Genomic DNA, 17,886 nt, shown 5'->3' on the forward strand with positions numbered 1-17,886 from the left:
CAAGGCTAACGATTGGACAATAGTCGAATACTGTCCTGAGCATTCATTGATTGCGCCAGACTCATTGCTGTCATGCCATCGGCGGACTGTAAATCAGCATTAGCACCATGAGAGAGTAATAATTCCATCATTGCTGTTTGATTGAACATAGCTGCAAACATCAGAGATGTTTTTCCATCTGGGGTGGTGGCATTAACATCAGCACCATGTTCTATCAGTATTCGAGCAATATTTACATATCCTTTAAAAGCGACACCTGCCAGCGGTGTTTGGTGACGTAAATTAGCCAGTTCCGGATCGGCACCGTGTTGTAGTAAAAGTCGGGTCATCGTTTCATGCCCATTATAGGCGGCCAGCATTAACAGGCTGTTGCCATTTCTGTCACGAATATTGGGAGCCAAGCCCAGTTCCAGCGGTTTTCTTAATACTTCGACATTACCCTGGCGGGCCAGGTCAAACAGCTGTTGCGCCAGTGCCAGAGTTTCATCATCTAGTGAAGGCTTTTGTGTTTCTTCAGGTTCATTCACGGGGTAATCCTTCATTTATTTGTCAGAGACAAATCTGATCACGATAGGTTAAGCAACAGCCAGGTGGGAAGTCGTTTATGCTTTGATTAAACACAGGTTAAGGTGGATTACTGAAGTGTGTCTATAATTAAACCCAATGGAGTAATCAACAAAGCAAATCAAAGGAAACACAATGGCTTTTACCGCGACCGATCCAATCAAAATTCTGTTTGCTATTTTACTTCCGCCTTTAGGGGTATTTCTGGAAGTTGGCTTTAAAGGGCATTTCTGGTTAAGTATCTTGCTCACACTGCTGGGGTTCATTCCAGGCATTATTCACGCCCTGTACGTTATTCTGAAGCATTAATCAGCAATCATAAAAAAAGCCCGGCTAACTTTAAGTGTCAGCCGGGCTTTATCATTATACAAAACCTAGTAGTTTTTATTTTCTCTTGCTGATTCTTCTACTGCACTGCCTGCTGCCTCTACATCTTTACCTGCACCTTCGATGGTGTTGCAGGCCGATAAGCCGAAGATAAAAAATAACGATAAAAATGCTGCTGTAATTTTCATACATATTTCCTTAATTCAATTGAAATGGAGTTGAAAAAAGACTGAAGCAAAGTTCAATCTTTAATGTATAGATCGAGCGGTGGGACATCGCTTTCAGTCATTCCCAACGTTATAGCTACATTTGTTTATTGTATTTTCTTCACCCTGCGTCTATTAATGCCGATCAATTTGGTTGCAGTCAAATCAAAAGAGTTATTTTTTGCTAGATAAGAAGATGCCGCAACATTAACAAGTAAATCCAAAGCTAATTTTTGTTGTTAGAATGTGTTCAAATCTTAAAAAATGTGACAGAGTTCACATAGTGTTGGCGATAGCCTTTCGAGCCATAGGCCGCATACAAGGCTGAGCAATAAAATTAATGGGATTTGTTTCGCCATAAGCTTTAGCTGAAAACTCAAACTGGTTTGACCAATGGATGGTTAAAGAATGATGTTGTCAAAAAAAATAGCGTTAACTCTATTTTCATGCTCACTGCTATTTTCGTCGGCATTGCACGCGCAAAGTGTAGGAGTCGTAAAGACATTAGTGGGAAACGTACAACTGATCCGAGCGGGTGAACCGGTTAAGGTTGTTTTGGGCGATGAAATCCACATTGCTGACAAACTGCAAACAGACAGCGATAGTAGTGTGGGGATTTTGTTTAGCGACGATACCCGCTTGGGTGCAGGTCCAAATACCCTGTTCTCAATTGATGTTTATCAGTTTGATAACGTCACCCAAAGGGGACTGGCAGATTTATCTGTAGAAAATGGAACACTCGCATTAGTGGGAGGGAAATTAACGGCAAAAAACCTTGATGCCATTAAAGTGCATACTCCAACCACGATGCTGGCGGCTTCATGTTCAACATTATCCGTAAAAGTTAATCAACTCATTAAAGAAGCGCCATGATGCTGACAAATATATTTCGAACCTTATGTTTACTGTTCATTTACGCAATGATTTCAGGGTGTAGCGGATACAGTAGTGCGGTCAATTCATTTGGGCCTGAAACGCCCACCTCTGAAATTCGACAGCAGATTGAAGCGCCACTGGAGCTGGCAGAGGGAGAATCACCTTTCTGCGCCAAACCGGTTGAACCAGATCCTGTTATGGCGCCAGCGATGGCGGCCTTACCCGCAGAACCATATCGAGCTCGTTTATATTTTATTTTTGATACGAGCACGTTTACCCCGGAATCAGAAAGAGCTGCTCAAAAAGTGTTTGATGAAATAAAATCCCGCCAAATTGCTGAGGCGATTGTAATCGGACATACTGATACTATGGGCGCTGAAAAATACAATATAGGTTTGTCAGAACGTCGCGCGCAACGAGTTCGGCAAGAGCTTATCCGTCGGGGTATACCCGAAAATATTATTACCACTAAAGGCATGGGCGAATCAGAGTTGTTCATTGAAACAGCCGATGAAGTTGCTGAGGCAAGGAATCGACGTGTTGAAATCGACGTTCGCTGATGGAGTGTTGGATAAATGAACAAAAACTTTAAATTACTGGCGCTTTGTACTTCCTTCATTACCGGCTTGACGGTATTTCACGCGCCACTTATGGCACAGACTTTGGTTCAGGCAGTTGAGCAGACGATACAGAGTAATCCGGAAATTCTGGCCGAAGCCAATCGACGACTGAGTGTTGATAAAACGATTGATCAAGCCCGTGCCGGTTACGCTCCGCAAGTTGACCTGAATTTGGGGTATGGGCGTGAATATACCAAAAATCCTGCTACACGCCCGGGAAGCGAAACACTGACTCGTGGTGAGGCTGGCATTACAGCCAAGCAAATGTTGTACGATGGGTTTTATACCAAAAGCGAAGTTGACCGTACTACCGCTTCTGCTGATTCAGCGGGTTTTGCGGTAACCGATATTTCCGAACGAACCAGTTTGCAGGCGATTGGGGCCTATCTGGATGTATTGCGTCGGCAGGATCTATTGGAACTGACGCAAACCAATCTGCAATCACATGAAACGATTTTTTCACAAATTCAACAGCGTTCCGAGAGTGGTGTAGGCCGTCGGGCAGATGTTGATCAGGCTCAGGCACGATTGGCTCTGTCAAAGTCCAATCTCGAATCACAGCTTGGTAATATCGAAGATGCCAGAACCAACTTTCAGCGAGTTGTTGGCGTGATGCCCGAAAATATTACCAATCCGGGTGATGACTGCTGTGACAAAGCACCAGCCACTTTGGATGATGCGGTTAATATTGCTTTTAACCAACATCCTACCTTGCGGACGGCGCTGGCGAATCATGAGGCTTCTCTGGCACAGGAAAACGCTGCAAAGTCGGCGTTTCATCCGCGAATAGATTTGGACTTGGGTGCCTCTGCAGACAATAATCTTGATGGCGTATCTGGCCAGGATAAAGGCCTCTATGCGATGTTCCGGCTGCAATATAATTTGCTGAATGGTGGTGCGGACAAGGCTCGGGTTGAGCAAATTGAACATTTAAGTGAACAGCAGAAAGAACTGATTAACCGGGCAAAACGGGAAATTGAACTGGATGTTCGTCTTGCATGGAATGCACTTGAAAACGCGGAACGCCGGTTACCCGGATTAGAACAGCGTGTTGAAGCTGCAGAAAAAACCCGTGAGGCTTATGCGCTTCAATTTCGCGTAGGACAACGAACCTTACTGGATTTATTGGATAGTGAGAATGAATTGCTTAGCGCCGGAATTGACTATACCGAAGTCTATTATGACCGGATTTATGCCTGTTACTGGCTGATGCAATCAATGGGAAAACTGCTGGAAACAATGGCTATCGAACAACGTGAAGAAGCGATTACAGTAGCCAATCAGGATGCTGATACAGAATAAATAAAAGCGGATATCCTAATCAGGACATCCGCTGAACTTCTAGGGTGAGGTTTATCTAATTGCCTCTACCTGCACCAGGTTATCGGTAAAGGTGGGTGCATGCCCCATATCAACAAACTCAGCTGAGCTGACGCAGTTTACCGTACCGTTATTTCGTTGCCGCCAGTACCCAAGGGTTGCTACAACAATTCCCGGGCCGACATCTTCAGTGATTTGTGCCTTGGCATCAAAACCACCCCGGTCGTTAAATACCCGAACAGTATCTCCCTGCTGGATCTGCCGCAGATCGGCATCTACAGCACTTATCATCACAAACTGATCGCCTTGTGCTTTGAGTTTATTATCCATATTGGCGTAACAGGAATTCAAGAAGCCATGACTCTTCGGAGAAATGATATTCAGCGGGAAACGTTTAGCCAGTTCAGGATTAGACTGAGGCGTTTCTCTTGAAGCCACGTAGTCAGGTAGGCTATCCAGCGGTTCACCAGGTTGAAAGCCGTCATACATCTGTCTGAACGGGCCGGCAACAAAGTTGGTGGCATCATCAATACGGAAATGACATTTGCCGGAAGCTGTTGGAAAATTTCCGGCCTTATGTGGTGCCCGATTGTCTCTGGTACCCACATTAAGTCGTGCAAAACCATGTTCACGCAGATAGGCTAAATCAATGCCTTCACAGGCTGGAGAGTCCCAGTCCACATAGTTTTCCAGACATTCACTATCGTTCCATTTGAAATTTTCTTCTTCATAGCCCATTTTGGCAGCAAGGCGGCGGAAGATTTCATTGTTCGGAATGGCTTCACCGGGCGAATCAACACATTTTTCATTGTAGGTGAGATAGAGATGACCCCATGACAACACCATATCTTCCATTTCAGCACCCATTGATGCAGGCAAAACGATATCGGCAAATGAAGCGGTGTCAGATAGAAAATGTTCCGCCGATACCAGAAATAAATCTTCCCGCATGAGTCCCGCCACGATTTTGTCTGTTTCAGCCGCCTGAGTAACAGGATTGGCATTCCAGCACATCATCGATTTGATCGGAATATCAAGATTCATTTCATTGGTTAAGGCCCGGCCAATCTGAATCGCATTAATCACCCGAGTGCCTTCCGGAATTAAATCGGGACGACAGATAACATCAAATTTATAGGGGTGTTCCCATACTGGGAATTGTAAAGCGCCACCCCCAACATGTCGCCATGCGCCGACTAATGCCGGTAAGGAGCTGATAGCCCGAATGGCCTGACCTCCACCATAATTACGTTCCAAGGCAACCCCCAGACGAATGGCTGCAGGTTGAGTGGTGGCAAATTCGCGAGCAAGCTGTCGAATATCGTGAGCGCTTACTCCGGTAATATCTTCAGCCCATTCTGGTGTTCGTTGTTTAGCGCGTTCAGCCAGTTCGGCATATCCAACAGTATAGTTATCTACATAATCCTGATCGACTAATCCTTCCTCAATGATGGTGTGCATCATTGCCATAGCAAGCGCACCATCAGTGCCCGGTTTGGGGGCAATATGCCAATCGGCTTCTTTGGCTGTTTTGGATTTGTAAGGATCAATAACAATGACTTTGGCACCGCGTTTCTGAGCATCTTTAACGATATGCCAGTGATGCAGATTAGTGCTGACGGAATTGCAGCCCCAGATAATGATGTATTTAGAATGAATAAAGCTTTCCGGATCCACGCCAGCAGTTGGACCAACGGTTAACAGCCAGGCGGTACACGAGCCTTCACCACAAAAGGTACGTTCACAAACGGTCGCGCCCATTTTATTAAAGAAAGCATCGCCGCCATTCAGGCCATGAACCAGTCCCTGATTACCAAGATAACTATAAGGAATGATGGCCTGAGGCCCATATTCATCAATAATCGCTTTCCAGCGATCGGTGATTTCGGTGAGTGCTTCATCCCAGCTGATTTGTTCAAACTGGCCACTGCCCTTGGGGCCGGTTCGACGCATGGGATGTAAAACACGTTCGGGATGGTAATGACGTTTTTCGTAGTCTTTGAGTTTGACGCACAAGCCGCCACGGGTCATTGGATGGTCAGCATTACCCCGGACAGAGATTAACTGACCATTTTCAACTTCATAGACCATCGAACAGGTATCAGGGCAATCATGTGGACAACCGCCGTGATGAGTGGTTTTCAATACACTGGCCATAACAATTTGCCTCCCGAAATCATCTGCAACAAGTTTTATGACTATACACCAGTCTGGAACGGGAATTTTGCCCGCTATTTAGCCAAAATATAAAAATATATAACACTGTTTATACTCGGTTTTTTGGTCTTTATCCTGTGTTAATCAATCATTCATAGGAATATGTTAGCTTCACCCGAAGGCTTGTTGATCTTTCATAGCCACCACTGCTGGAGGCTATTTTTCCGTCCAACAAGGCGGAAATGATGCGATGTAGTGTTCTACATAATTCATTTCCAACGCCGTGGGGCGGAAAAAATAGTCCCAGCCCTGTGGGTTGTGGCTGAAAATGCAACACTTATGTCCACGGATGGACTGTATGCCGGCGCGCCAGGGAGGCGCGCGCCGGCCTGTGTTGCTCGTCGTTTATTTAGAACGACTACAAAACCGCCGGGACAAGCAATGTTCCAGACATTGCTTTTGCATATACTCGATCCATGGAGATAAACGTTTTTGAGCGTCAGCCCCGAAGGGGTGAGATACACGGATGTATCTCACAAACTACACTCCTCGCGCCTTGATTGGTGCATTTTCAGTCACAACAGAGGCGGTTATGAAAGATCAACAAGCCCTAGTTAATTTGACTTCTCTCGGCTTGGGTGTAGGCTCGCCGATCTGTTTGATAACAAAAAAAGGAGAAACAACATGGCAACCGTAACTTTGAAAGGCAATCCGTTTGAAACCGTTGGAAATCTGCCAAAAGTGGGTGACAAGGCTCCCGGCTTTTCAGTGGTAAAAGATGACCTGTCGGATTTGAATTTATCCGATCTGAATGGTCGAATTGTGCTGAATATTTTTCCATCGATAGACACAGACACTTGTGCGATGTCAGTGCGTCAATTTAATCAAAAAGCCACAGCGCTTGATAACACCAAAGTTGTTTGTATTTCGAAAGATTTGCCTTTTGCTCTTGCCCGTTTTTGTGGTGCTGAAGGTCTTGATAATGTGGAGGTTGGCTCAGCATTTCGTTCCAGCTTTGGGGAAGACTATGGTGTGACAGCCAAAACCGGTCCGCTGAAAGGTTTGTTATCCCGTGCTGTTGTTGTTATCGATGAAAACGGAAAAGTCATCTATACCGAACAGGTTGCAGAAACCGCGGATGAACCCGATTATGAAGCCGCCTTAAGTGCTTTAAACTAAAAAAAACTGCTTGAAAGCTCCTTAAATCCCGGTGGTTTCCATCGGGATTTTTTATATGTAATCTGAACATTGTTTGCCATGATTAGTCTCAAAGGATAATGATGACATTAACTCTGACGATGATTGGGTGATATGGACAAGTTAGATCAACTTTTTGCATCCGTGGCGGTTATTGCTGAATTTCATCCGAAGCTCAAGGCTATTCGTTTTTGGCAGGATGGCATAACCCAGCAATATCACTCAGCAGTTATCTTCTATGAAAGAACATTAGAACCACGCGAAGAGCTTGAGGCTGATATTGCCAATATTGCTACTCAGTTAGCTTCCGCGGCTTTACCTGACTATCACGCATTTTGCGTCGATCTGGAGCATTTGTTTAATGGTGCCCAGCCATCAGGGCCAATAGCGCATCTGACGGAAGTGGATTGGCGAACCTTTCGTAAGATCGCATCCTATGCACAATACTGGAAACAGCGAAACCCTCGAGAAGTGAATAAACTGATTACTTTTGTTATGGCGGTTCCCGTTTTCAGTCGCCTGGCTGGCCAGTTAATTGTACAAAGTCACAATGCCACAGAAAGCCAGATTTTCGATCAGATTGCTCAGCAGCAGGGTTCTTTTATTATGGGCGGAAAACGTTTTCGTGAATTGTTCCGGCAGGAAATTGATACTGCCTATAATGAAGCCAAACTTCTGGTTTCAACGTTCCGTGGAACCAAGACAGATGAAGCGGCCCGGATTGTGAATGGGATGGTTGAGTCGATGGTAAACAAATCTTAACGATTAAAATCAGGTGTTTGTTGTCTTTTTTCAGACAGGAAAAAGTCCTTAATCAAACGATAATCTTTAGCTGATAGCGTTGTCAGTTATAAATGGTCTGCGAAGGACCTCCAGTTTCAGATCACAACAGGAAATTCACCATGAAATTATCGATCAATGGCGCAAGTCATGAAGTCAATTTGCCTGAAGAAATGCCGATTCTTTGGACTTTACGAGATGTGCTGGGCATGACAGGTACTAAATTCGGTTGCGGCAAAGCATTATGCGGTGCCTGTACAGTAATGCTGGATGGCCAGCCCATCCGTTCTTGCTCTACACCGATCAGTGCTGCAAAAGACAAACAGATCGTTACCATTGAAGCGGTAAGTGAAGATAAAATCGGCCGGGCCATTCAACAGGCCTGGGTTGAGCTTGGGGTACCGCAATGTGGTTACTGTCAGTCGGGTCAAGTGGTCTCCGCAACAGCATTACTACAGAACAATTCCAACCCCAGTGATGACGATATTGATAATGCGATGAGTGGCAACATCTGTCGTTGTGGCACCTATAACCGAATACGTGATGCCATTAAATTAGCCGCCACAAAAAGCGGAGGTGCACAATGAACAAGCCACTTAAAAACGAAAGTCTGCAAACTGAAATCACCAATATCAGTCGTCGCAATCTGTTAAAAGGATTTGCCCTGACAGGCTTTGTGCTGGCTGTCGGTATGCCTTTTGCCGGTTTTGCAGAAGATGAAGAAACGCCCAAATATGGTCGTGATGCGATGCCAAATGGCTGGGTGGATAATCCCTTGGTATTTGTGGCAATTGCGGAGGACGGTACGGTCACGATCGTCTGTCATCGTGCAGAAATGGGGCAGGGCGTGCGGACCAGCTTACCTATGGTGGTGGCTGATGAACTGGAAGCCGACTGGGATCGGGTAAAGGTCATCCAGGCGCCCGGTGATGAGGAACGCTATGGTAATCAGGATACGGATGGCTCCCGCAGCGTCAGACACTTCTTTATGCCGATGCGAAATGTCGGAGCCGCCGCCAGAATGATGCTGGAAGCTGCCGCCGCCGCACATTGGGGGGTTGGGGTAGATGAAGTATTTGCTGAAAATCATCAGATCAAACATCAATCCTCTGGCAAAACTATCGGTTACGGTGAACTTGCCAAAGCGGCAGCGGCGTTGGATGTGCCTGAACGTGAAAAACTGCAGTTAAAACCAGCGGATAAGTTTCGCTATATCGGTAAGCAATCCACCAAGTTGATTGACGGTGAAGATATTGTTACTGGCAAGGCTATATACGGTATTGATGTTCAGGTTGACGGTATGGTGCATGCGGTGATTGCCCGCCCTCCCGTCTATGGTGGCAAGGTAAAGTCATTTGATGACTCTGAGACGATGAAAGTCCCGGGCGTTATTAAGGTAGTGACACTGGAAGGCAGTCCACCGCCAGCAGTTTTTAATCCTCTTGGTGGCATTGCCGTCATTGCTGCAAATACCTGGGCAGCCATGCAGGGCCGTGAAAAACTGAAAATCGAGTGGGAACATGGCGAAAATGCCAGCTATAACACTGATGAATACCGTCAGCAGATGCTTAAATCCGCTTCATCTTCCGGCGGCAAAGTGTTGCGCAGCAGTGGTGATGTGAGCAAAGCATTAGAAACCGCTGATAAAACCTTCAAGGCAGATTATTACATCCCGCATTTATCGCAGGCACCGATGGAGCCACCGGTTGCCACTGCAAGAATTCAGAATGGAAAATGTGAAGTCTGGGCCCCGACTCAGGCGCCCCAAGCCAGTAAAGACACAGTCGCTAAATGGCTGGATATATCTTCTGATGATGTCACCGTTCATGTCACATTGCTGGGTGGTGGTTTTGGCCGTAAATCCAAGCCCGATTATCTGGTCGAAGCGGCCTTGCTTTCCAAAGCAATGGATGGGCGTGCTGTACAGGTCACCTGGAGTCGCGAAGATGATTTACATAATGGCTACCTGCACACGGTTTCGATTGAACATCTTGAAGCGGCAGTAAATGCTGATGGTAAAACCACAGGTTGGTTACATCGCACTGTGGCGCCGTCAATTTCTTCGACTTTTGATGCGTCTTCCGTGCATCAGATGCCCATTGAGCTGGGCATGGGGGTGATGAATATTCCCTTTGCCATTGATAATATTCAACTGGAAAATCCTGCCGCTAAAGCGCATACCCGTATTGGCTGGTTCCGATCGGTGGCCAATATTCCGCGCGCCTTTGCTATCCAATCGTTTATTGCGGAAATGGCTGATGAATTAGGACAAGACCATAAAGCCTTTTTATTGGATCTGATTGGCCCTGCTCGAAAAATTGATCCGGTTGAATTAAAAGATGAGTGGAACTACGGCGAATCACCAGAGGAGTATCCGCTGGATACGGGAAGATTACGCCGTGTTGTGGAGGCGGTTTGTGAAAAGGCCAACTGGGGACGTGATTTACCTGCAGGCAGAGGCCTTGGACTGGCGACCCATTACAGTTTTGTCACCTATACTGCGGCAATTGTTGAAGTAGAAGTCTCTGAGGATGGCGACTTAACCATTCCACGAATCGATATTGCTGTAGATTGTGGGCCACAAGTAAATCCGGAGCGAATACGTTCACAAATGGAAGGTGCCTGCATCATGGGTATCAGCCTGGCGATGGTAGGTGAAATCAGTTTTAAAGATGGTGCGGTTCAGCAAGATAATTTTGATAGTTATCAAGTCTCCAGAATGAATGAGTCGCCTCGCGAAGTTCATGTGCATTTGTTACCGGCCGAAGATTTCAATACGCCGCTAGGCGGGGTTGGAGAGCCGGGACTGCCGCCAATTGCACCTGCTTTATGTAATGCCATTTTTGCTGCCACCGGTAAGCGCATCCGCGATTTACCGATCCGTTATCAATTGGAAAGCTGAGCATGGACAGTGTTGATTTATCGGTTTTTAAAGCAATGCAGAAATGGCTGGAAGCCGATTTAACTCTATGGCTGGTGACCGTTGTGAAAACCTTCGGTTCCAGTCCACGTCAACCTGGAGCGATGCTGGTTTTACGCGAAGACGGCGTGTTAGTTGGTTCGGTATCAGGCGGTTGTATTGAAGATGATCTGGTTAGCAAGGCTCAGTCTGGCGAATTACCTCGCAATCAAGCCGAATTAATGGTCTATGGTGTGACCCGGGAAGAGGCACAGCGATTTAATTTACCCTGTGGCGGTACACTGGAACTGGTTGTTGAACCGGTTACCGACACCCTCTGGGTCGATCAAGTACGCCATGCGATAAACAGTCATCGTTTGATTAAACGTGATTTACAGCTTTCTACATTGGTGAGTCATTGTACTGATGCCAATGCGACGGATGTGGTTGTACAAATAAACGAAAAGCAACTTTCGGTTGTGTATGGACCAAGGTGGCGGCTGTTGATTATTGGTGCCGGACAGACTTCGGCTTACCTGGCCAATATGGCACAGGCGCTGGATTATCAGGTCTCCGTTTGTGAGCCGAGAGAAGCCATGTGTGAAAGTTGGGATACTGATGATGTAGTGCTGCTTAATATGATGCCCGATGATGCCGTTTTGGCAATGCAACCTGATGCGCATACTGCCATTGTGGCGTTAACCCACGATCCGAAGCTTGATGATATGGCCTTACTCGAAGCCCTCAAATCAGCTGCTTTTTATGTTGGAGCGCTGGGTAGCAAAAAAAATAATGCCAACCGCCGTAAACGCCTGGCGATGTTTGATTTATCAGCAACAGAAATTGAACGTTTACATGGACCGGTGGGTTTGCCGATTGGCAGTCGTACACCACCGGAAATTGCCATTGCCATTTTGGCCGAGCTAATAGCGTTGCGACGGAATCATCCTGCTAAGTCCACAGAGCTTTTGCCGAAAACACAATCAGTTTGCAGTTAACCGAGCCTTAGATGTCGAAAATCTCAGGAATCCTGTTAGCCGCCGGAAAGTCATCCCGTTTTGGCCCAGACAAACTGTTATATGAGTTAACCATTGCCGGTATACGACAGCCTTTAATTCAGCACACTTTGTCAGCCTGGATTTCAGCGTTAGATACATTATCAGTTGTTATCAGAACGGATACACCGTTATTGAGACAAACTATTCAGAACGTTGCTGAATTTCATAATACTGAAATTAACGTGATTGAATGCCAAACCGCGACGTTGGGCATGGGGCATAGCCTGAGCGCCGCAATTGCAGCTAATGTAAATGCTGATGGCTGGGTGATTGGTCTGGCAGATATGCCATTAATCCCGAGATCGGTATTAACGCAGGTTCATCAGAATTTAATATTGGGTGCCGATATTACAGCACCTTATTTTGAGCATAGGCGAGGCCATCCTGTTGGCTTTAAAGCTTGTTATAAGGATGAGTTGTTGGCACTGAAGGGAGATTCCGGTGCCAAAAAACTGCTAGAAAGGGATATTGAAAAGATTCACAAAATCAAAACGGATTATCAGGGTGTGTTAGCTGATATTGATTATGTGAATGATGTGAGTATGATTGAGCGCTTCAGTAAATCTTAATCCTGTCTGGCCCAGTTAGAGTGGCTGTCCAGGTAATTTCGGTCAAAACCGGATATTTCAATGAGGCCTTCCAGATCCAGGATTTGAATATTGCCATTATGGGATTCGAGTAAACCTTCATCCCGTAATACTTTAAATGTGCGGCTGACATGTACTGATGAAAGACTTAACGTGTCACCGATAACCGTTTGGTTCATTGGCAGTTCAAACTGGTCGGTATCGACATTCAGCCTGACTTTCATTTCCACAATAAAATGCGCCAGTCTCTCAACTGCACTGCGACGACCAATATTGATTACCCGTTCAATCAGCATGGATTGTTCACGGGCAAGAATCAGGAAAAACAGATCGGTTAAACGAGGCGCCTGATCAAAAATTTCGGTTAAACGCTGGCGAGGAAACGGGCAGGCTTTTACTTCGGTTAATGTCCGAAACTCGGAAAGATTGCGATCAAAACTGATTTCACGCAGGCCAAGGATCTGTCCTGGCAGAAAAATATCCAGAACCTGTCGCTGACCATCTGCAAGTGTTCGTGTCGCACAGGCCCAGCCTGACTGAAGGGTAAAAAAACGTTCTGCTTTGCCTCCTTCAATTGCCATGGGCTGATCAGCGGTGAACTCCCGAGGATCTTTTTCCAATGCCATTAATAAGCTGATTTCGTGTTCATTAAGATCTGCAAACTTTTGAAACTGATGAACAATACAACTGCCAGGCAAAGATGAACTCATAAGCGTCCCTTATATCCACTAAGAATTTATGATGGAAGTGAAATATACCCCTGAACCAGCTTAAGTCAATCTATATAGGTTTAAGCATGATTCAAAAAAAAGACACCACCCATTAAACGGGCAGTGTCAAAGGAAATCATTTAAATTAATTTGAACGGGACCCGTTTCAAAATAATATTAAATGATTGGGGTGACAGTTATTTCATTTCAATCTGGTAACAATATACGTGTTAAATTTATAAACAGACCCGAAAAAGTTATTTATGGGTTAGTATTTTTATTTATTCAGATTGAATTATTTTAGAGAGGAGGTCGGCGTCCAGTTATAAAAAATATCAGTGCAAGGACTAACCCAACAACAAATAAAATCCAGGCAATGCTACTTGCTGTACCGGCAACACCCGATAGTCCTAAAGCACCTGCAATGATTGCAACAATTAGAAATGTTAACGCCCAACTAATCATGGTATGTCCTTGTTTAATGTTGAATGGATTTACACGATAGGACGATTATAAAAAAAGCTCCTTAACACAGGTTAAAGCAAAATTTAACTTAAAAAGTTAGCTTGGGAGTACACTAGTCAAAGTGACAAAATATACATTTTTCAAACGCTGATTAATATTTAACAGCGTTTCCGTAAAATAACATCCATAAACGCTATTAAATGAGGAACATAATTATGTTAAACAATACGGATTCTAATTCTTTTCGGATTTTAGCTAAAATTTTACTGATGACTTTTGCTCTCTCAAGTGTTGGTTTTATTACGGCTTGTGATAACCAGGGCCCTGCGGAAGAAGCGGGTGAAGCGATAGATGAGAGTGTTGAAGAAGCAGGTGATGCTATTGAGGATGCAACAGATTAATCGATTGAAGTAATCAGCTTAACTAAGCTGTCAGATTTGTAACTGCCTTCTTTTGTGGCAGATAACTTTATTACAAGGAGATAGTTCAATGGCAACAACTCAAGCTACTAATCAGGAACTTCAGGAACAACTGGATACATTGCGTAAAGATTTTGCAGAAGTGACAAAAACATTACGAGAAATGACGACGGCTTACGCCAAGGAAAGTCAGGATCGTGTCAAAGTCGCTGCAGGACAGGCGCAGGATCAAGTAAAAGAGTCTTTTACCAAAGTTCAAGGTGAAGTTGAAAGCCATCCATATAGCAGCATGGCTGTTGCTTTTGGTATTGGTTTGGTTCTTGGAAAAATTCTGGATCGTTAAGCTGGCTTAAAATATATGTGGAAATGAGTAGCAGGAGATAAGCATGAGCTGGCGTTCTAGAGTACAAATTAATACCGTGGCATTATCATTGGCAACGCTGTTAGGCATATTTGCGCTCGGGTTCGCAGGCTTTGCAGTTTATCTGGCATTGTTGGTTCACTACCCTCCCAATATCGCTGCAGTTATCACAGCAGGAGGATATGCCTTGGCAGCTATTTTGGTGATATTAATAGCGAAATTTGCTGTTTATCGAACCAAAATAGCTTCGCCAGCCATACCCAAAGATAAAACACCGAATGTGGATGATATTGAAAATATTCTGCAAGCCGTAATAACCCCAGCGGTAAGTAAGATGATTCATCAACATCCAGGAAAATCCGTTATGGCTACTTTACTTGCCGGGCTGTTTGTCGGTTACAATGAAGAGACGCGTAATGCTGCAAAGAACGTTTTTAAACGTTTTTTTGACGAAAAATAAAGCTTTTTGATATCCAGCATAATAGTTTGTCGTGAATTAACATTCGCTTTCAGTTCGTTGATATCAGGTAGGTGTGCTGTGGGGAAAAAACTGAACCGTACCGCAGGTAAAATGCGGATAGAAACCTTACAAAATCAACGTAAGGAACGGCTCACAAAAGCAGGGCTATTGCTTGAAAGATGGGGGCAGCAGGAAAGAGTGCCAGCGCCGTTTGAATTGGAAATAAGCGAAGTTGATCCTGAGTTTATTGAAGATAAAATGACAGCCGAAGTCCTCAGTTCATTAACGATAGATCAAATGCGTATCGCGCGACAGCATTGGTCTGAAGGTCATTCTGCTGCTGAAATTGCTGAATTTGAAGAGCAACCGAGAAACGAAATACGGCAGACATTGGGATTTGTTATTGAACAAGTTGCCGATAAAGTTTTGAAGTAAGCTGCCGATAACAGTTTTAGTTCACAAGGGAGTCGATTATGGAAACAACGAACGTTGCTGCAATGGCAACCCAGTTGTCCGTACAGCAATCTGCCCAGCAACAAATGGTCGCAACGCTTAAATTAAGCAATGATCAGATTGAAGCTCAGGGCCAGGCAGTATTAAAGCTACTCGATGCTGTTCCGATGCCACAGGGCAACTTGGGTAACATCGTTAATGTAAAAGTTTAATGGCTTAATTAACGCTTTTACGGAAGAATCATTCAAACCACTCCAGTCCAATGTGCTCGGGTGGTTTTTTAATGCCTGAAAACCACGTAAGCTTCATTCCAGACCTCACTCAATGGAACAAACTGAATATGGAAACTTTGGTTGTAATTGTCTACCTGTTTTTTGTTTTGCTTATTGGTTTATGGGCGGGACGTGGCATAAAAAACATGCGTGATTATGCTCTGGCTGGTAAATCCTTCGGCACACTGGTGATTTTTGCCACGTTATCAGCCTCATTTATCGGCGGTGGATTTTCAATGGGTAATGCCGAAAAAGTATTTCTGGTCGGTATCAGTAATATTGTGGCCTTATGGGGTTTCAGCGTAAAAGAAATATTGGTTGCAAAATATATTGCGCCACAAATGATGCGTTATCCCAATGCCATTTCGGTCGGTGACATTATGGATGAGCATTATGGCAAGGGAGCACGTCTGTTCAGTGGCGTATTTTCTCTGGCCTTATGCGCAGGTATTCTCGGCGCACAAATCGGTGCGATGGGCTATGTGTTTAATCTGTTTCTCGATGTAGATCGTGTCTGGGGAGTGTTGATTGGCTGCGGTATTGTTATTGCGTATGCAACAGTCGGCGGTATGCGCTCGGTGGTCTGGACCGATATTATTCAGTTTATTGTGCTTGCCGTCGGCATTCCGATGACACTGTATTTTGGTTTGCAGCATGTCGGTGGCTGGCAGGCCATGCAAACTAATTTACCCGAAGCGCATCTGACGCTGCCGACGGAGCCATTAGCGATTATCGCGTTATTATCATTATTTATGACGTTTATGCTGGGTGAAACATTAGTGCCGCCTTACCTGCAGCGTTTATTAATTGGCAAAAGCAGTAAAAATGTTATCCGTGGTTCTTTATTGAGCGGCTTGTTTTCAATTCCATTTTTTGCTGTTACCGGTTTAATCGGTCTGGTGGCATTAGCCATGCAGCCGACCTTAGATGCTAATTTAGCGATGCCTTATGTCATTCAGCAGGCCGTTCCGCCCATTATGCAGGGTATTGTGGCCGCTGCGATTGTCTCGATTATCATGTCTTCTGCAGATTCATTTTTAAACTCAGCTTCGATTGCTTTCAGTAACGATATTGTCACGCCTTTGCGTAAAACCCCATTAACAGCCAAAGCAGAATTAATGCTCGCTCGTGTGGTCACATTGCTGGTGGGTATTGCGTCGATGGTTTTTGCCCTGTCGATTGATAGCGTGATTGATATTTTGATATACGCCTATAACTTCTGGGCTCCGACGGTTTTGGTACCTCTGATGATGGCGATTCTTGGCTGTTATGTGAGTCGTAAACGGTTTATTGCCGGTGCAGTAGCAGGTATCGGTTCAGCCATAATCTGGAATGTCATGTTGCAGCAACCGTGGCAAATTGATGCATTAGTGATTGGTTTTTTTGCTAATCTGATTGCCTTTACCAGTGTTGATAAAGCTGCTGCAAATAGCGCTAAGATCGCTCATAATTAATGGGTGTTTGATTATCTCTCGATAATCAATATGTGAGGATAAACCGATGAGAATATTGACACCGCGATTTTATCGACTGCTGCCTTTGCCGATATTCGTTGCATTGACTAGCTGTGCTGCCTATAGCGTGGTCAATACTGACCGGTATTCCGGCTCATCCAGTGCGGTACCTGCCGAATATATTCCTTCACCGGGATTTTGTCGCATCTGGTATAAAAACCGTACTCCTGAGCAGCAACCTGCTCAGGGTGACTGTGACAGGCTCAAGCAGAATGTACCTGAGAATGCCGTACTGTTAAAAGGCTGACTTTTATCATGTTTTTAAGCTAAGATTTATCGATGACTTTACGACTGCGGTATTTGTTATCATCAATTTATTGATGGTCAGTGGTGTGACTGCGTCTGTCGCTCATCAGCCGGATGATCATTATTCAGCGCATTTGAGCATCGTTCATAGTCATGCAGATCATGGACAGCATCACGATAATGTCGATCATGATCATCAGTTGCACCTGCATCTGATTGCTGATTTAGTCAGTTTCACTATGATTCTTCATACTCTGACAGCGGACGCTGTCAGCCGAACCAGTAGCAGTCAGCTGGTTACCTTGTATTATTCGCCCCTGTTACCCCCCCCCAACGCTTAATTCCATAACGTTTTAAACAACTTAATGTTTTACTGCCGGCTTCTCAGCGGGTGG

The 17,886-nt window shown here is 44.9% G+C and carries 23 protein-coding genes; 18 read left to right on the forward strand and 5 right to left on the reverse strand.

What is annotated here, in order from left to right; genetic code table 11:
• Nucleotides 1-5 precede the first annotated feature (5 nt).
• The gene (locus tag B2337_RS13400) at nt 6-527 is read right to left on the reverse strand and encodes an ankyrin repeat domain-containing protein (protein ID WP_292413831.1); all 522 of its coding nucleotides are present in this window, start codon (nt 525-527) and stop codon (nt 6-8) included.
• A gap of 172 nt (nt 528-699) precedes the next feature.
• Here B2337_RS13400 and B2337_RS13405 point away from each other — a divergent pair, with 172 nt between their 5' ends.
• Entirely contained in the window at nt 700-873 is a 174-nt protein-coding gene (locus tag B2337_RS13405; RefSeq protein WP_014705602.1) for a YqaE/Pmp3 family membrane protein, read from the forward strand.
• A 65-nt stretch (nt 874-938) separates the two neighbouring features.
• On the opposite strand, the gene B2337_RS13410 is transcribed toward B2337_RS13405, so the two are convergent.
• On the reverse strand, nt 939-1,079 hold the full coding sequence (locus B2337_RS13410; protein ID WP_292360989.1) for an entericidin A/B family lipoprotein: 141 nt from the start codon (nt 1,077-1,079) through the stop codon (nt 939-941).
• A 426-nt stretch (nt 1,080-1,505) separates the two neighbouring features.
• Here B2337_RS13410 and B2337_RS13415 point away from each other — a divergent pair, with 426 nt between their 5' ends.
• Genes B2337_RS13415 through B2337_RS13425 form a run of 3 tightly spaced genes read left to right on the forward strand, consistent with a single transcriptional unit; the run spans nt 1,506 to nt 3,895 of the window.
• Entirely contained in the window at nt 1,506-1,970 is a 465-nt protein-coding gene (locus B2337_RS13415) for an iron dicitrate transport regulator FecR (RefSeq protein WP_292413833.1), read from the forward strand.
• Nucleotides 1,967-2,533, forward strand: coding sequence for an OmpA family protein (locus tag B2337_RS13420; protein WP_292413835.1), 567 nt, complete (start codon nt 1,967-1,969; stop codon nt 2,531-2,533). The genes B2337_RS13415 and B2337_RS13420 overlap by 4 nt, the downstream gene beginning before the upstream one ends.
• Nucleotides 2,534-2,548: 15 nt before the next feature.
• Nucleotides 2,549-3,895, forward strand: a complete 1,347-nt coding sequence (locus tag B2337_RS13425; RefSeq protein ID WP_292413837.1) for a TolC family outer membrane protein — start codon at nt 2,549-2,551, stop codon at nt 3,893-3,895.
• 51 nt (nt 3,896-3,946) lie between these two features.
• Here the strand turns inward: B2337_RS13425 and B2337_RS13430 are convergent, their stop codons facing one another.
• Nucleotides 3,947-6,070, reverse strand: coding sequence for a molybdopterin-containing oxidoreductase family protein (locus tag B2337_RS13430; protein WP_292413839.1), 2,124 nt, complete (start codon nt 6,068-6,070; stop codon nt 3,947-3,949).
• A gap of 684 nt (nt 6,071-6,754) precedes the next feature.
• Between B2337_RS13430 and tpx the strand changes: the two genes are divergently transcribed.
• The 6 genes from tpx (at nt 6,755) to B2337_RS13460 (ending at nt 12,573) form a co-directional block, all read left to right on the forward strand.
• Entirely contained in the window at nt 6,755-7,249 is a 495-nt protein-coding gene (tpx, locus tag B2337_RS13435) for a thiol peroxidase (RefSeq protein ID WP_292413841.1), read from the forward strand.
• Between the two features lie 132 nt (nt 7,250-7,381).
• Nucleotides 7,382-8,029, forward strand: coding sequence for a hypothetical protein (locus tag B2337_RS13440; protein ID WP_292413842.1), 648 nt, complete (start codon nt 7,382-7,384; stop codon nt 8,027-8,029).
• Nucleotides 8,030-8,169: 140 nt separating this feature from the next.
• Nucleotides 8,170-8,634, forward strand: coding sequence for a (2Fe-2S)-binding protein (locus tag B2337_RS13445; RefSeq protein ID WP_292413843.1), 465 nt, complete (start codon nt 8,170-8,172; stop codon nt 8,632-8,634).
• On the forward strand, nt 8,631-10,949 hold the full coding sequence (locus B2337_RS13450) for a xanthine dehydrogenase family protein molybdopterin-binding subunit (protein ID WP_292413844.1): 2,319 nt from the start codon (nt 8,631-8,633) through the stop codon (nt 10,947-10,949). The genes B2337_RS13445 and B2337_RS13450 overlap by 4 nt, the downstream gene beginning before the upstream one ends.
• Before the next feature lie 2 nt (nt 10,950-10,951).
• Nucleotides 10,952-11,944: an XdhC family protein gene (locus B2337_RS13455; protein WP_292360973.1), complete on the forward strand. Its 993-nt coding sequence runs from the start codon at nt 10,952-10,954 to the stop codon at nt 11,942-11,944.
• An 11-nt stretch (nt 11,945-11,955) separates the two neighbouring features.
• Entirely contained in the window at nt 11,956-12,573 is a 618-nt protein-coding gene (locus tag B2337_RS13460; protein ID WP_292360971.1) for a nucleotidyltransferase family protein, read from the forward strand.
• Here the strand turns inward: B2337_RS13460 and B2337_RS13465 are convergent.
• Both B2337_RS13465 and B2337_RS13470 read right to left on the reverse strand, forming a co-directional pair.
• Nucleotides 12,570-13,301 carry a Crp/Fnr family transcriptional regulator gene (locus B2337_RS13465; RefSeq protein WP_292360969.1) on the reverse strand — a complete coding sequence of 244 codons (732 nt, stop codon included), beginning with the start codon at nt 13,299-13,301 and terminating at the stop codon, nt 12,570-12,572. The two genes, B2337_RS13460 and B2337_RS13465, sit on opposite strands and share 4 nt — an antisense overlap.
• A gap of 300 nt (nt 13,302-13,601) precedes the next feature.
• A complete protein-coding gene (locus B2337_RS13470; RefSeq protein WP_292360967.1) occupies nt 13,602-13,766 on the reverse strand; it encodes a DUF1328 domain-containing protein in 165 nt (54 codons plus the stop codon).
• Nucleotides 13,767-13,981: 215 nt separating this feature from the next.
• Between B2337_RS13470 and B2337_RS13475 the strand changes: the two genes are divergently transcribed.
• The 8 genes from B2337_RS13475 (at nt 13,982) to B2337_RS13510 (ending at nt 17,832) form a co-directional block, all read left to right on the forward strand.
• Nucleotides 13,982-14,167, forward strand: a complete 186-nt coding sequence (locus tag B2337_RS13475) for a hypothetical protein (RefSeq protein WP_292360965.1) — start codon at nt 13,982-13,984, stop codon at nt 14,165-14,167.
• An 88-nt stretch (nt 14,168-14,255) separates the two neighbouring features.
• Complete coding sequence (locus B2337_RS13480; RefSeq protein WP_292360963.1) at nt 14,256-14,528, forward strand: DUF883 family protein; 273 nt, start codon at nt 14,256-14,258, stop codon at nt 14,526-14,528.
• 43 nt (nt 14,529-14,571) lie between these two features.
• Complete coding sequence (locus B2337_RS13485) at nt 14,572-15,006, forward strand: phage holin family protein (RefSeq protein WP_292360961.1); 435 nt, start codon at nt 14,572-14,574, stop codon at nt 15,004-15,006.
• Between the two features lie 78 nt (nt 15,007-15,084).
• Nucleotides 15,085-15,441, forward strand: coding sequence for a hypothetical protein (locus B2337_RS13490; protein ID WP_292360959.1), 357 nt, complete (start codon nt 15,085-15,087; stop codon nt 15,439-15,441).
• Between the two features lie 38 nt (nt 15,442-15,479).
• Complete coding sequence (locus B2337_RS13495) at nt 15,480-15,671, forward strand: hypothetical protein (protein WP_292360957.1); 192 nt, start codon at nt 15,480-15,482, stop codon at nt 15,669-15,671.
• A 128-nt stretch (nt 15,672-15,799) separates the two neighbouring features.
• Nucleotides 15,800-17,185 (forward strand): sodium:solute symporter family protein, encoded by a 1,386-nt coding sequence (locus B2337_RS13500; protein WP_292413845.1) that lies wholly within the window; start codon nt 15,800-15,802, stop codon nt 17,183-17,185.
• Between the two features lie 46 nt (nt 17,186-17,231).
• Entirely contained in the window at nt 17,232-17,492 is a 261-nt protein-coding gene (locus B2337_RS13505; RefSeq protein WP_292413846.1) for a hypothetical protein, read from the forward strand.
• Between the two features lie 85 nt (nt 17,493-17,577).
• Nucleotides 17,578-17,832: a hypothetical protein gene (locus tag B2337_RS13510; protein WP_292413847.1), complete on the forward strand. Its 255-nt coding sequence runs from the start codon at nt 17,578-17,580 to the stop codon at nt 17,830-17,832.
• The last annotated feature ends 54 nt before the right edge of the window (nt 17,833-17,886 follow it).

The sequence above is a fragment of the Methylophaga sp. UBA3192 genome (genome assembly GCA_002363955.1).
In the GTDB taxonomy this organism is placed as follows: domain Bacteria; phylum Pseudomonadota; class Gammaproteobacteria; order Nitrosococcales; family Methylophagaceae; genus Methylophaga.

Excerpts from the sequence above, each read along its gene's own strand:
- B2337_RS13405 (WP_014705602.1), top strand. The coding sequence starts at position 700 with ATGGCTTTTACCGCGACCGATCCAATCAAAATTCTGTTTGCTATTTTA.
- B2337_RS13410 (WP_292360989.1), bottom strand. The coding sequence starts at position 1,079 with ATGAAAATTACAGCAGCATTTTTATCGTTATTTTTTATCTTCGGCTTA.
- B2337_RS13415 (WP_292413833.1), top strand. The coding sequence starts at position 1,506 with ATGATGTTGTCAAAAAAAATAGCGTTAACTCTATTTTCATGCTCACTG.
- B2337_RS13420 (WP_292413835.1), top strand. The coding sequence starts at position 1,967 with ATGATGCTGACAAATATATTTCGAACCTTATGTTTACTGTTCATTTAC.
- B2337_RS13425 (WP_292413837.1), top strand. The coding sequence starts at position 2,549 with ATGAACAAAAACTTTAAATTACTGGCGCTTTGTACTTCCTTCATTACC.
- B2337_RS13430 (WP_292413839.1), bottom strand. The coding sequence starts at position 6,070 with ATGGCCAGTGTATTGAAAACCACTCATCACGGCGGTTGTCCACATGAT.
- tpx (WP_292413841.1), top strand. The coding sequence starts at position 6,755 with ATGGCAACCGTAACTTTGAAAGGCAATCCGTTTGAAACCGTTGGAAAT.
- B2337_RS13440 (WP_292413842.1), top strand. The coding sequence starts at position 7,382 with ATGGACAAGTTAGATCAACTTTTTGCATCCGTGGCGGTTATTGCTGAA.
- B2337_RS13445 (WP_292413843.1), top strand. The coding sequence starts at position 8,170 with ATGAAATTATCGATCAATGGCGCAAGTCATGAAGTCAATTTGCCTGAA.
- B2337_RS13450 (WP_292413844.1), top strand. The coding sequence starts at position 8,631 with ATGAACAAGCCACTTAAAAACGAAAGTCTGCAAACTGAAATCACCAAT.
- B2337_RS13455 (WP_292360973.1), top strand. The coding sequence starts at position 10,952 with ATGGACAGTGTTGATTTATCGGTTTTTAAAGCAATGCAGAAATGGCTG.
- B2337_RS13460 (WP_292360971.1), top strand. The coding sequence starts at position 11,956 with ATGTCGAAAATCTCAGGAATCCTGTTAGCCGCCGGAAAGTCATCCCGT.
- B2337_RS13465 (WP_292360969.1), bottom strand. The coding sequence starts at position 13,301 with ATGAGTTCATCTTTGCCTGGCAGTTGTATTGTTCATCAGTTTCAAAAG.
- B2337_RS13470 (WP_292360967.1), bottom strand. The coding sequence starts at position 13,766 with ATGATTAGTTGGGCGTTAACATTTCTAATTGTTGCAATCATTGCAGGT.
- B2337_RS13475 (WP_292360965.1), top strand. The coding sequence starts at position 13,982 with ATGTTAAACAATACGGATTCTAATTCTTTTCGGATTTTAGCTAAAATT.
- B2337_RS13480 (WP_292360963.1), top strand. The coding sequence starts at position 14,256 with ATGGCAACAACTCAAGCTACTAATCAGGAACTTCAGGAACAACTGGAT.
- B2337_RS13485 (WP_292360961.1), top strand. The coding sequence starts at position 14,572 with ATGAGCTGGCGTTCTAGAGTACAAATTAATACCGTGGCATTATCATTG.
- B2337_RS13495 (WP_292360957.1), top strand. The coding sequence starts at position 15,480 with ATGGAAACAACGAACGTTGCTGCAATGGCAACCCAGTTGTCCGTACAG.
- B2337_RS13500 (WP_292413845.1), top strand. The coding sequence starts at position 15,800 with ATGGAAACTTTGGTTGTAATTGTCTACCTGTTTTTTGTTTTGCTTATT.
- B2337_RS13505 (WP_292413846.1), top strand. The coding sequence starts at position 17,232 with ATGAGAATATTGACACCGCGATTTTATCGACTGCTGCCTTTGCCGATA.